The sequence below is a fragment of the Psychromonas hadalis ATCC BAA-638 genome (assembly GCF_000420245.1).
Classification (GTDB): domain Bacteria; phylum Pseudomonadota; class Gammaproteobacteria; order Enterobacterales; family Psychromonadaceae; genus Psychromonas; species Psychromonas hadalis.
The window spans coordinates 1-14,739 of sequence record NZ_ATUO01000092.1 but is presented as its reverse complement, the minus strand read 5'-3'; the positions used below and the strand labels follow the sequence as shown (position 1 = coordinate 14,739).

Sequence of the window (14,739 nt, the reverse complement as noted above, 5' to 3'; positions counted from 1 at the left end):
GTACAGGCAGCTTAGAAAATACCTCGATAATTGGTGCAACGATAGCCAGCGTCCCTGCGGCTCACCCAGTTCGGCATCCATGCCTCTCGCTGGTGGACTTTGCCGCGCAAAAATCGCTCGTAGACAACTGAAATACCTTTGATTCAGAGGTAGATAATCACCTAGTTCAGCATCATGTCTCTTGCTTGTAGACTTTACATTTACAGGCCACTTAGAAAACGCCTTGATAATTGATGCAACGATAGATGGCGTTCCTGTGGATCACCCAGTTCGGTTCATTTAGGCGACAATTAACTTGGCCGATTCGTCGCGTGTACCCCGTACTTACGAATGAATTGGTCTAGCCTAATGGATTTATAGCGTTAATGTAGGTAGAAGAAGTTGTATTTTAGGGTTAACAGAAGAAAAAATAAAAATAGTAATGCGATGTGGAGACGATATCGCACGTATTTACCAAATGGTGTAAATCACTTTTAGCCGTAATTACAGCCCAATGATACGCTAGGTTTGTCGCATCAGAGATTTAGCGTTACACCAATAGGGTGATAATAATTTGTCGAATTATTTAATTAACTAATAAAATACTTAAATTTACTTACCCTTTCTGGGTGCGAAATGTTGGATAAAAAAATACCTTCATATTGAAGGTATTTTAATCCTGTTTTTAAAAAAACGCCTATTTACTAGAAGATTCTCTTTATTAAAAACCCCAAGGGAGCTTTGTCTATGGCAGGATATTATTTTGCTGCTGTCATATCAATTTTGTACACGGCAAAACCAAATTTATCTTCTACGTCTAGTTTAGTTAATGAACGCTGTGCGTATGTTGCAATAAAATCATCTGCTGTTGGGCTGTCTTGAGTTTCAAAACGAACATCTAGTGTTGTAGAGGTGTCGATATCAAGGAATCCCCAGTTATTATCTGCTGATGGATTAACTGCACCATTTTTCTCTGTTTCAGAGGTTATATAAGCTGCTAGCACATCACGGTTAGTATCTGGTTGTTCCATAACAACATATTTCGCACCGGTACCTGCAAATTTCCCACCGAATGCACGATAATTATTTGTCGCTACGATAAACTCTTGTTTCATCAAATCATCACCTGTGATGCTAGTACCATTAATGCTATAAGTTAAGTCAACAATGCGTTCTGAAGATGCATTAATCACAGCACAATTTGCATCAAACTTACTTTTTTGAGTAACATCAATTTTGTATGTAACGCCGTCCATAACATCAAAATTATAGGTGCGGTGCTCTAACCAGTTGATCAAACCTTGAGGTTCAGTGCTGTTTTTATCAATGGTGTTAAACATATTTGCACTACATTCTAGCCAATCTTTTAGTTCAGCCCCTGTTATTTTAACTGCAACCACTGTGTTCGGGTATAGATATAAATCTGCTGCATTCTTATAAGTAAGATCACCGGCTGAAACCTGAACGTAAGAATCAGCATCAGATGCAGAACTGTAACGACCACCCGCTTTAAATGGTGCCGCTGCTGATAAGACAGGAAGTCCCTTTAATGATTGATTGTCTGATTGTGCAATTTGCTCTGTCACATATTGTATCTGTGCATTTGACACAATTTGAACCGTTGGATCATCTTGTACTAATGTTAGAAAACTGTACATATCACTTGTTGCTTTACCAATAGGGGCATTAACGAAATCAAGCGTTGCATTATGTTCCATTTCAACAGCATCGCGAATGGTTTGATCTGCTTCAACAAGCGGAATTTTTTTCTTATCTTTATTAATTTCGTATATTTGACGAGCTTTTGCTGTCGCACTTGTTATCGTCCATTTGCCATCGCTGTATTCAAGAGTAAAGTCAATGATACCTAAATTATCACCCCATCGCCCCGGCATTACGGACGGAATACCATTGATTAGACCTTTTTCAATATCAATATTGTGATCAGCATATTGGTCAGTTGCAAAAGTGTTGCTTGGGAATACTGAGTGACTGTGACCAAACATTATTGCGTCGATGCCATCAATGGTAGTCAAAGCGTGAGTTGCATTTTCAGCATTTACATCATTTGGATTTTCACTCGAGCCAATACCAGAGTGAGGTATGGCGATAATGATATCAGCCCCTTCCGCTTTCATTATGGGAATAAATTTTCGTGCACTTTCTACAATACCTGCGACTTGTACTTTTCCATCAAGATTTTGTTTATCCCACTGTAAAACTTGAGGAGGCACAAAACCTATATAACCAATTTTAATAGTGCGTTCTTTGCCTGCGTTATCAATGATTTTGGTTTCTTTGATCAGGTATGGTGTGAATAGATTCTCACCTTCTGTTTTCCCCTGCCAGCAATCTGCTTTACAGTATACGTTGGCGTTGATATATGGAAAATTAGCTGAGGCGATAGCCTTCTCAAGAAAATATAAACCGTAGTTGAATTCGTGGTTACCAATATTTCCTACTTGATAATCGAGAAGATTCATCGCTTTATGAGCTGGATGGGTATCAAACTCTCTGCCAGCCTTGAATTCGCTGGCGACATAATCACCCATTGGGCTGCCTTGAAGCAAGTCGCCATTATCAACAAGCAACGTATTAGTCACTTCTGCACGCGCTTCAGTTATAAGGTTTGAAGTACGCGCAAGGCCAATCGTAATGTCTTCTCTACTTTGGTAATAATCGTAATCCATAATGTTGGCATGAAGATCTGACGTTTCAATGATACGTAGTTGTGCAGAAAATGAGTCTCTGTCATTGGTAGAACTACAACCTGAAAGTCCGATTGCGGATGAAATTAATAGTGTTAGAACTGTTTTATTCACAATATTATTCCTTTTTTATTTTATATTACAGACTCACTCTCTGATGAGCTGTTTTAGGGTATTGAACAGTTGTATCTTTACTTGATGCGTAAATATCGTTGCTCATTTACGTTACATTTGTATTATGCCTACGATGGAATTAACTATTCTAAATAGTGAATAGTTAGATGCAAAATTGTTCATTTTTGACAATACAATGTTTGGGTTTAAATGCTTTACTTTGACGTTAATTTTGTAAAAACTTTAAAGTGATATAATTAATACACAGAGTCAAAATCAGCTTATATTCTGGTTCTTAGTGAATGTGAAACAGTTTATGTAATGAGTACGATTGAAAGTGTGACTTGAATTACAATAATGGATGCTGTTATAAGTACACCACTGTGCGTTTACAAAAACTGGTGTTTTCGATTTTTGGTATTTAATGTAAGTATTAATTTTAATTGTATTTTCATTTTTTGTGAAAGATTATTTTGTTGCGAAATGTTTTAATTTATAGTTGGCACTTGTTAAGGTATTTGCATGCGCCGAATGAAACAAATAAAGTAAGCTTTAATCTAAGTGTTGAGCATGGGAGTTGAAAATTAGCCCAAACGAGACAAGATGACGTCTCTCTGATTAAAGAAAGTGATCTGTAAGTGAATTTTATTTGCTTAGATAATGGCTTTTTAATTGGCGAAAAAGTCGAATAATTGTTTGCCTCTACTTGGATTATTGCATGGGAGAAAAACAGTGTTAACTGGAAATATTATCTCGTTAGAATCTATTCGTTTAAAAGCGCAAGTATGTGTTGAATTTGATAAGCGAAAAACGAGCTTACGCCTATGTGATACGGTGCTATATCCTGACGTTAGTTAAAGATTATCGCTGGGTGAAACGATTGAGGTTGATGTGGTGGCGTTACAAAGCAGTAACGGTAATTGCTACTTTTATAACGATTAAAACAAGCGCCAAGTGACGCTTGTTTATTTATAAAATGATGTGTTACGAGAGTTTTAATGTTGCTAATGTCTTGGTTTTAACGCTCTCTAACAAAGTTGCATCATTAATTAATGATTGACCGTAGGAGGGGATCATTTTACACATTTTCTCTTTCCAGCCAGATTCATTGAGTTTGTCTTTAAAGCAACGTTCAATCACATCAATCATTGCCTGTACGGAGGTTGATGCACCGGGTGATGCGCCTAACAGTACGGCGAGTGAACCATCTTCTGCCGTCACCATCTCTGTACCAAATTCGAGTTTACCTTTGCCATTTTCATCTTTTTTGATGATCATTACGCGCTGACCCGCTTTTGCTAATGTCCAATCTTCCGCTTTTGCCTCTGGATAGAAGTTGCGTAGCGCATTGACACGTTCTTTGTGTGATTGTAATGATTCTTTGATTAAGTAGTGGGTCAAATCCATATTTTTTGAACCGACAGAGAACATCGGTTTTAAGTTTGATTTTCTGACGGAGCTTACTAAATCAAGCTTAGATCCTTTTTTAAGGAACTTCATGGTGAAGCCTGCAAAAGGGCCAAACAGTAATGCGGGTTTGCCATCGATGATACGTGTATCTAAATGAGGCACTGACATAGGTGGCGCGCCGATAGGGGCTTTACCATAGGTTTTTGAGTCGTGTTGTTTAACTATTTCTGGTTTCGTACACACTAGCCATTGACCGCCTACGGGGAAACCGCCGTAACCTTTACGTTCTGGAATCTTGGATTTTTGTAATAAAGGTAATGCACCACCGCCTGCACCAAGGAACACAAATTTTGCGCCTATAATGGCGGAATGTTTACCTGTGCGCTCTTTAAGACGCACCGACCAGTTACCACTACGTTGTTGCCTGATACGGTGTACGTTGTAGTTTAGTATCAGTTCAAAGTTAGGTGATTTTTGTAAGCTTTTCACCATGTTGCGTGTTAATGCGCCAAAATCAACATCGGAGCCGTAATTAACGCGCGTTGCTGCCACGGGCTGATTGGGATCGCGATTTGCCATTGCAAGAGGCATCCATTCACTGATGACGTTGGGATCTTCGCTATATTGCATATCTTTAAACAGGTGATGCGCACTAAGCTGTTTATAACGCTCGCGTAGGAAATTAACATCTTTATCTCCCCAAACGAGGCTCTGATGAGGGATGGTGTTAATAAATTTATTGGGCTCTGGCAGTAGGCTGTTTTCAACCAAATAAGACCAAAACTGTAATGTCACTTCAAAAGAGGCGTTGATCGCTTGTGCGCGGTGAATGCCGACGCTACCATCTTCATTTTCTGGGGTATAGTTAAGTTCACAGTAACCTGCGTGACCTGTACCTGCGTTATTCCACCCATGTGTGCTTTCGTGCGCAACATGATCTAAACGCTCCACCATAATAATTTTTAATGATGGATCAAGTTGGTTAAGCATCATGCCTAGTGTCGCGCTCATTACGCCACCACCAACGAGTAATACATCTGCAGTTTTTACTTCCATTAAAACTTCACCTTTACAGAAATGACTTATTTAAAGCGTTTTATTCTAAAAATAGGTTACTAACCGTCATTTGATTGATCAAAAATGGAGGATACTAGCAAAATTGCGGGGGGAAACCAGTAATAAAGCAACAGTTTTTGTTTTTGTTATATTTATTTGATTTGTATTGTCATTACTATTAATAGGGCTATCAAGCAGTAATGTGAAAATTAAGTCATTGTTACCTGATGTTGTCGCTGTTGTCAGCGATGTAGATAAATGCTGTTAGCCAGCTTTCCCCGTTTTTATATAACGGGGCTGTGCTTTCTGAGTTGATTATAGCTTGACCACTGTTCTGCCTGTTACTTGACCATTGATGATCTTTTCTGCGTAATGGATTGTCTCATTAAGGCTTATTTCGGTGCAGGCTTGTTGATAAAACTTTTCAGGCAGTAGTGTTGTTAAACGTTGCCAAGCTTGTACGCGTTTATCGTATTCACAGTAAACGGAGTCGATACCCAATAATTTTACGCCACGTAAAATAAAGGGCATGACGGTTGTTGGTAGATCAAAGCCACCAGCTAATCCACAGGCAGCCACTGCACCATTGTAATTCATTTGGCTGAGTACTTTGGCAAGCACTTTACTGCCTACGGTATCAATTGCACCTGCCCAATGTTGCTGTTCTAGTGCACGGGCTGGCTCTTCAAATTCGCCCCGTTCAATAATACGTGTCGCGCCGAGTGTGGTTAACAGTTCGCTATTTTCTTTCGCGCGTCCCGTCACGGCAACGGCTTTATATCCGAGTTGTGCAAGCAGCGTGATTGCTGTTGAGCCGACGCCACCGCTTGCGCCTGTGACCAGTATTTCCCCATCATCAGGTTTGATATCTGCATCGATTAATGCTTGTACGCATAACATGGCGGTTAAACCTGCCGTGCCTATTTTCATTGCATTTTTTGTGCTCAGTCCATCGGTTAAAGGGACTAACCAGTCTGCTTTTAAAGCCACTTTTTCAGCGAGTCCACCCCAATAGCTTTCACCGACTCCCCAACCTGTTGAGATGATTTTTGAGCCAACAGGGTAACGCTGATCGTTAGATTGTAAAACAGTGCCTGCTAAATCGATACCGGGTATGGCTGGAAAAGCTTTAATAACACGGCCTTTACCCGTGATGGCTAAACCATCTTTGTAGTTGATCGATGAATAATCAACCGCCACTAATATCTCTTCATTCGGTAACCTTGATTCATCGATTTGGCGAATCTCTGCGATGGTTTTTTTATCGTGCTGTTCAAGTATTAATGCATTAAACATGGTGTTCATCCTCTATTTTATCCCAAATAAGTGCGCGGAAATGTTTTCGACACACTGACTCATAACTATCATTACCACCAATTTCAACTTGAGCGCCTTCTCGCACAGGCTCTCCTTTGCTATCGAGGCGTAAAATCATATTCGCTTTGCGTCCGCAGTGGCAGATGGTTTTAAGCTCAACCAGTTTATCTGCCCAGGCGAGTAAGTAGTGACTACCTGGAAATAACTCGCCTTGGAAGTCTGTTTTAATCCCATAACAAAGTACAGGAATGGATAAACAATCAACCACGTAGGTGAGTTGCTTTACCTGCTCTTTGCTTAAAAATTGTGCTTCGTCTATTAAAATGCAGTGTTGCTGTTGTTGATGATGTTCTTTTTCAATAATCTCTTTAAGGTTGTCCTGTGCAGTGAATGCGTAAGCATCACACTCAATGCCGATGCGTGAAGCTACTTTGCCAATACCTGCGCGATCATCAATGGCAGCGGTTAATACAAAAGTACTCATGCCACGTTCTCGATAATTGTACGAACTTTGTAAAAGAGAGGTGGATTTTCCTGCATTCATGGAGGAATAGTAAAAATAGAGTTGTGCCAAAGTTTGCGCCTTTAAGTGGAAGCCTCGTTAATTATTAACGAGGATAATACAGACTTTGCAGCGTAATGTTTGATCTAACATCATCATTGATCTCTTTTTCTCGTGCACAATACGTGGCTTTAATGAGTGCGAGGAAGAGTGTTATGCAACTGACTGATTTTGTAAATACCATCGGAAAAGATTTAAAGTTACGTTATGGTGAACGGGTGCATAAACTCACTTTACATGGAGATTTTAGTTGTCCGAATCGTGATGGTACGTTAGGCAAAGGAGGCTGCACATTTTGTAATGTGGCGGCTTTTAGTGATGAGTCACAATCTTTATTAACCATTAAGCAACAGTTACGTTTACGTGCAAATGAGGTCGCCCATCGTGCCAGTAAATACCTTGCTTATTTTCAAGCTTATACCAGCACTTATGCGGAAATATCATTACTTTCATCACTTTATGAGCAAGCCGTGAGTGAAACTAATATAGTAGGCATTTGTGTGGGCACGCGTCCCGATTGTGTTTCTGATGATGTATTGAACTTGCTAAGCAGTTATTTGATGCGTGGATTTGAGGTGTGGCTTGAACTTGGATTGCAAAGTGCAAATGATAACACCCTAAAACGTATCAATCGTGGTCATGGGTTTGCAGAGTATGAAAATGTAACGCGTAAAGCGCGGGCACGGGGTATTAAAGTGTGTACTCATTTGATTTTAGGGTTGCCTAAAGAGTCTGATGCCGATTATCAACAAACCTTAAAACAGGTGGTTGATGTCGGAGTTGATGGCCTAAAGTTACACCCATTACATGTGGTACGTGGCTCCTTGATGGAAAAATCGTGGCATGCACAACGCTTAGATACATTAACGCTTGAGCAGTACAGTCAGTCTGCGGTGAAGTTGATTCAACAAACCCCACCTGATGTTGTTTATCATCGTATCTCCGCTACGGCAAAACGCACGGAGTTATTAGCGCCTTTATGGTGTGAACAACGTTGGCCGGTACAAAATAGAATGTGTCAGATAATGGCTGAATTTGGTGGGCAGGGGAGTTTTTTAAAGTAATAGGTTCTCTTATGCGTAATGGTATCGGCTATGTTTTTATTAATTGTTACTGGCATTTTTATGTTTTTCCATTGCCCTTTATTGACGTGGTTTAGTTGGAGGGGGAGGGCTTTATATACTATTCATATTTTTTGAACTCTTATCGTGTAGGGGGAAATAATTGACCCAATCTAAGTTGTCATAAAATTTTTATATAAAATAATTGTACATAAAGGGGTTAACGTTGCTTTCGCTCAAAAGATTTCATTTCATGGTTCGTACACTTAGCATAATTTGTCTTGCTGACTTTGTATCTTGAAGTATCATGTCGATATGTACCCGTTACCATTCAAGGTGCAAGGTTCACCACTTGCCCTACGGGTCGCTAGCTCGAAAACCAATTCAGCGTTACAACACTCGATAAGGGCTAGCCATTGTCATCATGTTGCGCCTTGCCTTGGTATCCGAGCTAGCGACTGAATAAAGCATTTTGATTGGTAACGGGTATCTATCCAATCTGAACGGACTCAGTTGTTGCTGTTACTCATAACAGTTTTTAATGATTGCTTGCTGGCATTGATGCCTCAGTAATATTTATAATTAAGGCAGAATTTGTGAATTTTAAGCTTTTTGGTGGCATGTTATTAATTGCTGGAACAGCGCTGGGCGCCGGCATGCTAGCTATTCCGATGGTATTAGCGCAGTTTGGTTTGCTTTGGGGCTCACTATTAATGGTGGGTATCTGGTTTGGGACGACGTATGCTGCATTACTATTGTTAGAAGCAACGCTTCGTAGTGGTGGTGGCATTGGCATGAATAGTATTGCCCAAAAAACCTTAGGTAAACACGGACAGTTTGTCACCAATGCACTGTTATATTGTTTGGTGATCTGTTTGATGATCGCTTATATCGTCAGCGCAGGTGATCTATTACAACAGCTACTCATCGATTTAGGTTGGCAATTGAGTTTATTACAGTGCCAAATTTTGTTTACCTTGATTATTGGTGCTTTTGTCGCGCAGGGAACGGCAAGTGTTGATAAGCTTAACCGTTTGTTATTTTTTGCGATGTTACTCGCCTTGTTGATGACTCTTTTTTACCTCTTACCAAATATTGAACTCGCTAATTTTCAACAGAGTAATAATAGTAATAAAGTTGAGCTTATTCAGAATAGTGCGGTGTTGTTTACTAGTTTTGGTTTCATGGTGGTAGTACCCACTGTGGTTAAATATAACAGTGAAGCAAGTCATAAACAGTTACGTAATATGGTGGTGTTCGGATCAACTCTGCCGCTGTTTTGTTACCTGTTATGGTTAGTTGCGGTGGTGGGGAATTTATCTGTTGAGCAATTAGTCGGTTTTGCTAATGTTTCTGAATTGATTGCTGCATTAAGCCAACACTACGAAAATCTTGCTCTTATTTTATCGATTTTCACTGGGTTAGCACTGGTCACCTCATTTTTAGGTGTGGCGATGTCGCTGTTTGATCAAAATAGAGACTTGTTTAGTAGTAATAAACTGAATACTTTTATCATCACTTTTATGCTGCCGTTACTCGGTGCTATTTTAGCAAAAGAGCAGTTTATCGGGGTGTTAGGTTATGCGGGTATTATTCTGGTTTTCTTAGCCATATTTATCCCGATGGCAATGGTCATAAAAGTGCGATCTGCTGATTTTGAGCAGAAAGAGGGTGCCTTTTATCAAGTCGCAGGCGGTAATTCAGCGTTAGTAGCGTGTTTCGCTTTTGGTGGTTTTTTATTGGTCTCGCAACTTATTTGAAAATATTACAGAGAGTAAAAATCGTAAGATAGGGTTGCAGTGTTGAAATTCGTACTATTATTACAAAGCATAATAAAAATATTTTAAAATAATAGGGCAACATCTGCATCGTTATCTTAAAAATAGACATACTAACGGAGTAGATTACTCTAAATGAGGATGAATGAGTTTAAGTAAAGATAAATACAGTATTGATAATACTGATTATACATTGGGACAGGATAACGTTACAAAGTGGGGATTTGATGTACATAACCCAGTTTTTGGGATTAGTGCAGCTCTAATTGCTTTTTTCTTAATCGCTATCATGGTTGTAGGGCCAGAAGCATCGAAATCATTTTTAGATGGTATGAAATGGAGCATTATTGGTGCATTTGATAGCTTCTTCATGTGGTCGGTTAACTTTTTTGTTCTTTTCTGTATTGGGATCGCTGTTTCTCCTTACGGAAAAATACGCTTAGGTGGAGACGATGCAAAACCAGATTATTCAAGCTTTTCTTGGATTTCAATGTTATTTTCAGCGGGTATGGGTATTGGTCTTATGTTCTGGGGCGTTGCAGAGCCTGTTGCTTATTACACGGGTTGGTTTGAAACCCCACTTAATGTCACTGCGAATACACCAGAAGCTGTAAAAGTTGCTTTAGGTGCTACTATGTTCCACTGGGGGTTACACCCATGGGCAATATACGGTGTTGTGGCTTTATCATTAGCATTTTTCTCGTATAACAAAGGATTACCTTTATCTATCCGCTCTATTTTTTACCCTATTTTAGGTGATAAAACATGGGGATGGCCAGGACACATTGTTGATATTCTTGCTGTAATCGCGACACTTTTTGGCCTCGCAACATCACTTGGGTTAGGCGCACAACAAGCAGCTAGTGGCTTTCATCATGTATTTGGTTTGGATGCTGGATTCCCGTTACAGCTTGCCATTATTGCTTTCGTAACCCTATTAGCCATTATTTCAGTTGTTCGTGGTATTGAAGGTGGCGTTAAAATAATAAGTAACATCAATATGCTAATGGCCTTTTCATTAGTTGTTTTTGTTGTATTGGTTACCTTTGCCGTTTCAATGGGTACTATTCCCGTGACGATTATGGGTTATATTGAAAATATTATTCCATTAAGTAATCCAATAGGCCGTGAAGATGAAGCTTGGATGCATGGTTGGACTATATTTTATTGGGCATGGTTTATTTCATGGTCGCCATTTGTAGGTATGTTCATTGCACGTATTTCACGTGGTCGTACAGTGCGTCAATTTATTGCGGCAGTTATTGTTATACCAACATTGGTGAGCATATTGTGGATGTCTGTTTTTGGTGGCGTTGCGATTGATCAAGTCATTAATAACATTGGTACATTAGGTGCTGAAGGCTTAACAGATGTACCTTTAGCAATGTTCCAAATGTTTGATGCACTGCCCTTTGCGAGTCTATTATCGATGCTGGCTATTGCGCTAGTTATTGTTTTCTTTATTACTTCTTCGGACTCTGGTTCATTGGTAATCGACAGTATTACTGCGGGTGGTAAAGTGGATGCACCTATTCCACAACGTATATTCTGGGTAGTTATTGGTGGCTTAATTGCTGCGGGTCTACTTTGGGTTGGTGGTACAGAAGCGATTGAAGCATTACAAGCAGCTGCTATTTCAACAGCACTGCCGTTTACTATTATCTTGCTCGTTATGTGCGTTAGCCTATTGATGGGTATGCGAACAGAACCACGTAAATAGAGATTAACAACGGAGCTATTAGTGACCTAATTATTCGCTATTCAGTAAAAAGCCACTCAGCAAACCGCGAGTGGCTTTTTTTATACATTTTTTACTATAACCAAAGTTTTTTTATCTCGGTGTCAGACTTGAAATGGTATTTAACCTGTGCTTGAAATAACTCTGCAGTGGCAATCGCATCTGTCAGCGCATCGTGGGGAGGGTAGGTAGGTAAGTTATAGCGTAAGCGACTACTTGAAAGACGAATCGATTCACGAGGTTTTCTTTTTAACCAATTAATAAATTTTCGCGATTGTTTTTTTTGTATATTCGCTTCAATTTGCATGGTATCAATCATTGGGAAAATAATACCTTCATTGATCAAAGCGCGTAAATTACTATCCAAAAAGTCACGCTCAATACGGCGGTAATGCACAACAATCACTTTACCTGCGAGTTCATCTAATAATTGCTCCAAAATATGCAGTAGATCAGGGGCTTTGTTGAGGTCAGAATGGGTGATTCGATGAATGACGATAGAATCTTCTTTGAGGTTATCTTGTGGGTCGATATACCATGATTTAGTTTTCCTGCAAAAAATTCTCTGGAGATTAAAATGGACTAAGCCAATACTAATAATACTATTTTTAGCGGCATCCAGACCGGTCGTTTCAAAATCTAGTGCAACAAAGTCAATGTCGCAAAGAAGAGTGTCCTCACTATAAGTCCCTTGATTATAAAAATTCTGTAATCGTTTGTCTTTGCTAAGCTGTGCTTTTAGTTGCAAAAAAGCACGCCAGTTTAAAATTTCTTTATTCGTGAAATTATGCATCATTTATAGCTGATTCGCACTGTAACGATATTTTAAAAAGTTTTGTGCATTGCTGAGTACTAAAAAAGCATCTTTGAGGTTACGTCTTTCAAAGTCTGACATATTTTCAGGCTCGATATTATTGTCTGCTTCAATGCCAGATTCAACATCTAGTGCTTGATGGCGCAGACGCACCAAGGAGATAAGTTCCATCGCATGATGTAAATCTTGTCCTTTGGATTTTGGTAAAATACCCGCTTCAATAATATCTTCTAAACGTTGAAAAGAGTTTTGTGATTGTGATCCTATGGCAAGTGCGTGTACACGGATAAGATCGGCTAATGGAGCAGTGCCACGGCGTTTTAAGTTAATTGAGTTATTATGACGACCATCTTTTTCCATCACAAAGTCTTTAAAGAAACCAAGCGGTGGTTTACGGTTAAGTGCGTTACGTGCTAAACAAGCTAAGAAGCGATTATTCTTTTTGGCGCGACGCAGAATAAATGCGTTTAGTTGCTCTGCCCATTTTACACGACCATACACACCGCTTAAGTCAAAGAAAATCGAGCAGTTTAGTAGTGCTTGTGGATGGGGGTTATCTATCCAATCTGCAAAGCAACTTTCCCACTGCACCTGTGTTTTACGATGTTCTGGATTGGTTGCCATGATATCTCCAGTACAGTAGCTGTATCCACAGGTCGCTAGCCCATCACAAACAAATTTAGCTAATTTTTCAAAGTAGTCACCATGACTTTTTTCATCATAACTATTATCAAGAATGATGGCGTTATCTTGGTCGGTGACGATAAGTTGCTCATCTCGCGCCATTGATCCTAGCGCTAAAAAACAGTAAGGAATAGGTGCTTTCCCTAATTTCTGCTCTGCTAATTCGAGTAACCGCTGTTTAAAGCTCCGACCTATTTCTGACATTGCTCGACCGACCATGTGTGAGTTGGCATCTTCGTTGACCATACGTACAAAACAGTCTTTAAGTTGCTCGGAAAGTAGTGCTAAATCTTCGGGTGTTTGTTGCTGAAAGATACTACTTACAAAGAGCAAACTATTTTGTGATTCATAACGGACAATATCAGTGACTTCAATTAAACCGATGGGTTGTTTATTTTTGAGGATGGGCAGGTGATGCACGTTATAACGAAGCATCAGTAACATTGCTTCAAAAATGTAGGCGTTGTGATCCAGTGAAATAAGCTCCGTAGACATTACCTCTGAAACAGGAGTATCTACACTTAAGCCAGTTGCAACAACTTTGGCGCACAGATCTTTTTCGGTAATAATACCAACAAAACTATTCGTTTGGCTCTCTGTTGCTGTTGGGTCATTAATTAAGGCTGCAGAGACATTTTCTGTGACCATTTTCCTTGCCACAAATTGAATGGAGCTATCACTAGAAACGATGAGAGCCTGTCTACTCAATAGTGTTTTTACCTTGGAAGTAGTGAGATCATCCTGTCTACTTTCAACTGCCTGTTTTAAACGAGTGCTATCTTCTACTTCAACAAAGTCAGCAAAGCTTTCGTAATGTTCACAAAAATGGTGAAAAGTACTCTCTGGAATGCAATATAACAGCGTATCTTTGAGGGCTTTTGTAGGGAAACGTACTTTATTATTGGTGAGTAATCCCATTTGACCAAATAAAGCGCCTTGATCAAGACGATTATAAAGATCCCCATTACGGCGATAAACCTCTACAACGCCACTGCGTACCATATATAGCTCATGAATTTTGTCATTGGAGTCAATAATAGTACTTTCTGCACGGAAGTAAGAGATCTCAATGGTTTGTGTTACCTCAGCTAATGCCTTTTCAGGTAGCAGATCAAAAGGGGGATATTGACGAAGAAAGTCTTGAATCTCTAATAGTTCTACTTCCATTATTTACCTGTTTTTTTGTGGTCTTTTAGTATTGCTATTATATACCCATGATCTTTGAAAAGACTTCTCATTTAGGAAAATTAAGTTGAAATTTAAATTTAAAAGATCAAACTGTCTATATGCAAATATCATTATCCTATCAGCAAAAAAAGATTTTAGAATCTCGCCATAAAATGAGCAGGGATAAGCGCGAGTGCGATAGAATAAAAGCGATTTTATTATCTGCTGAAGGTTGGTCTGAGGAGTTAATATCTCAGGCGCTACGAAAACACAAAACAAGTATTACTCGACATTTAAATGATTATGTCACCAGTCAAAAAATAACATCGGATAATGGTGGTTCTGAGGGCT

Annotated in this window: 10 protein-coding genes; 4 read left to right on the top strand and 6 right to left on the bottom strand. The window is 39.4% G+C overall.

The features are described 5' to 3' along the window. Positions 1 to 737: 737 nt before the first annotated feature. The 4 genes from G322_RS0112040 to G322_RS0112025 form a co-directional block, all read right to left on the bottom strand. Positions 738 to 2,804, bottom strand: coding sequence for a bifunctional 2',3'-cyclic-nucleotide 2'-phosphodiesterase/3'-nucleotidase (locus G322_RS0112040; RefSeq protein ID WP_028866595.1), 2,067 nt, complete (start codon positions 2,802 to 2,804; stop codon positions 738 to 740). Between the two features lie 981 nt (positions 2,805 to 3,785). Then, positions 3,786 to 5,267 (bottom strand): malate dehydrogenase (quinone), encoded by a 1,482-nt coding sequence (gene mqo, locus G322_RS0112035; RefSeq protein WP_022942023.1) that lies wholly within the window; start codon positions 5,265 to 5,267, stop codon positions 3,786 to 3,788. Between the two features lie 315 nt (positions 5,268 to 5,582). Further along, on the bottom strand, positions 5,583 to 6,563 hold the full coding sequence (gene acuI, locus G322_RS0112030; protein ID WP_022942022.1) for an acrylyl-CoA reductase (NADPH): 981 nt from the start codon (positions 6,561 to 6,563) through the stop codon (positions 5,583 to 5,585). Continuing rightward, positions 6,556 to 7,158 carry a thymidine kinase gene (locus G322_RS0112025; RefSeq protein WP_022942021.1) on the bottom strand — a complete coding sequence of 201 codons (603 nt, stop codon included), beginning with the start codon at positions 7,156 to 7,158 and terminating at the stop codon, positions 6,556 to 6,558. The genes acuI and G322_RS0112025 overlap by 8 nt, the downstream gene beginning before the upstream one ends. 143 nt (positions 7,159 to 7,301) lie before the next feature. Between G322_RS0112025 and mnmL the strand changes: the two genes are divergently transcribed. The 3 genes from mnmL (at position 7,302) to G322_RS0112010 (ending at position 11,705) form a co-directional block, all read left to right on the top strand. Beyond that, complete coding sequence (mnmL, locus tag G322_RS0112020; protein ID WP_022942020.1) at positions 7,302 to 8,210, top strand: tRNA modification radical SAM protein MnmL/YtqA; 909 nt, start codon at positions 7,302 to 7,304, stop codon at positions 8,208 to 8,210. 593 nt (positions 8,211 to 8,803) lie between these two features. Beyond that, positions 8,804 to 9,967, top strand: a complete 1,164-nt coding sequence (locus tag G322_RS0112015; protein ID WP_022942019.1) for an amino acid permease — start codon at positions 8,804 to 8,806, stop codon at positions 9,965 to 9,967. Positions 9,968 to 10,130: 163 nt separating this feature from the next. Next, complete coding sequence (locus tag G322_RS0112010; RefSeq protein ID WP_022942018.1) at positions 10,131 to 11,705, top strand: BCCT family transporter; 1,575 nt, start codon at positions 10,131 to 10,133, stop codon at positions 11,703 to 11,705. Positions 11,706 to 11,799: 94 nt separating this feature from the next. Here the strand turns inward: G322_RS0112010 and G322_RS0112005 are convergent, their stop codons facing one another. Beyond that, positions 11,800 to 12,516: a 3'-5' exonuclease gene (locus G322_RS0112005; RefSeq protein ID WP_028866594.1), complete on the bottom strand. Its 717-nt coding sequence runs from the start codon at positions 12,514 to 12,516 to the stop codon at positions 11,800 to 11,802. Positions 12,517 to 12,519: 3 nt separating this feature from the next. Beyond that, complete coding sequence (locus G322_RS0112000; RefSeq protein WP_022942016.1) at positions 12,520 to 14,388, bottom strand: DUF294 nucleotidyltransferase-like domain-containing protein; 1,869 nt, start codon at positions 14,386 to 14,388, stop codon at positions 12,520 to 12,522. 119 nt (positions 14,389 to 14,507) lie between these two features. On the opposite strand from G322_RS0112000, the gene G322_RS0111995 reads away from it, so the two are divergent. Continuing rightward, positions 14,508 to 14,739 (top strand): helix-turn-helix domain-containing protein (locus tag G322_RS0111995; protein WP_022942015.1); only part of this gene is annotated, 232 nt, incomplete at its 3' end.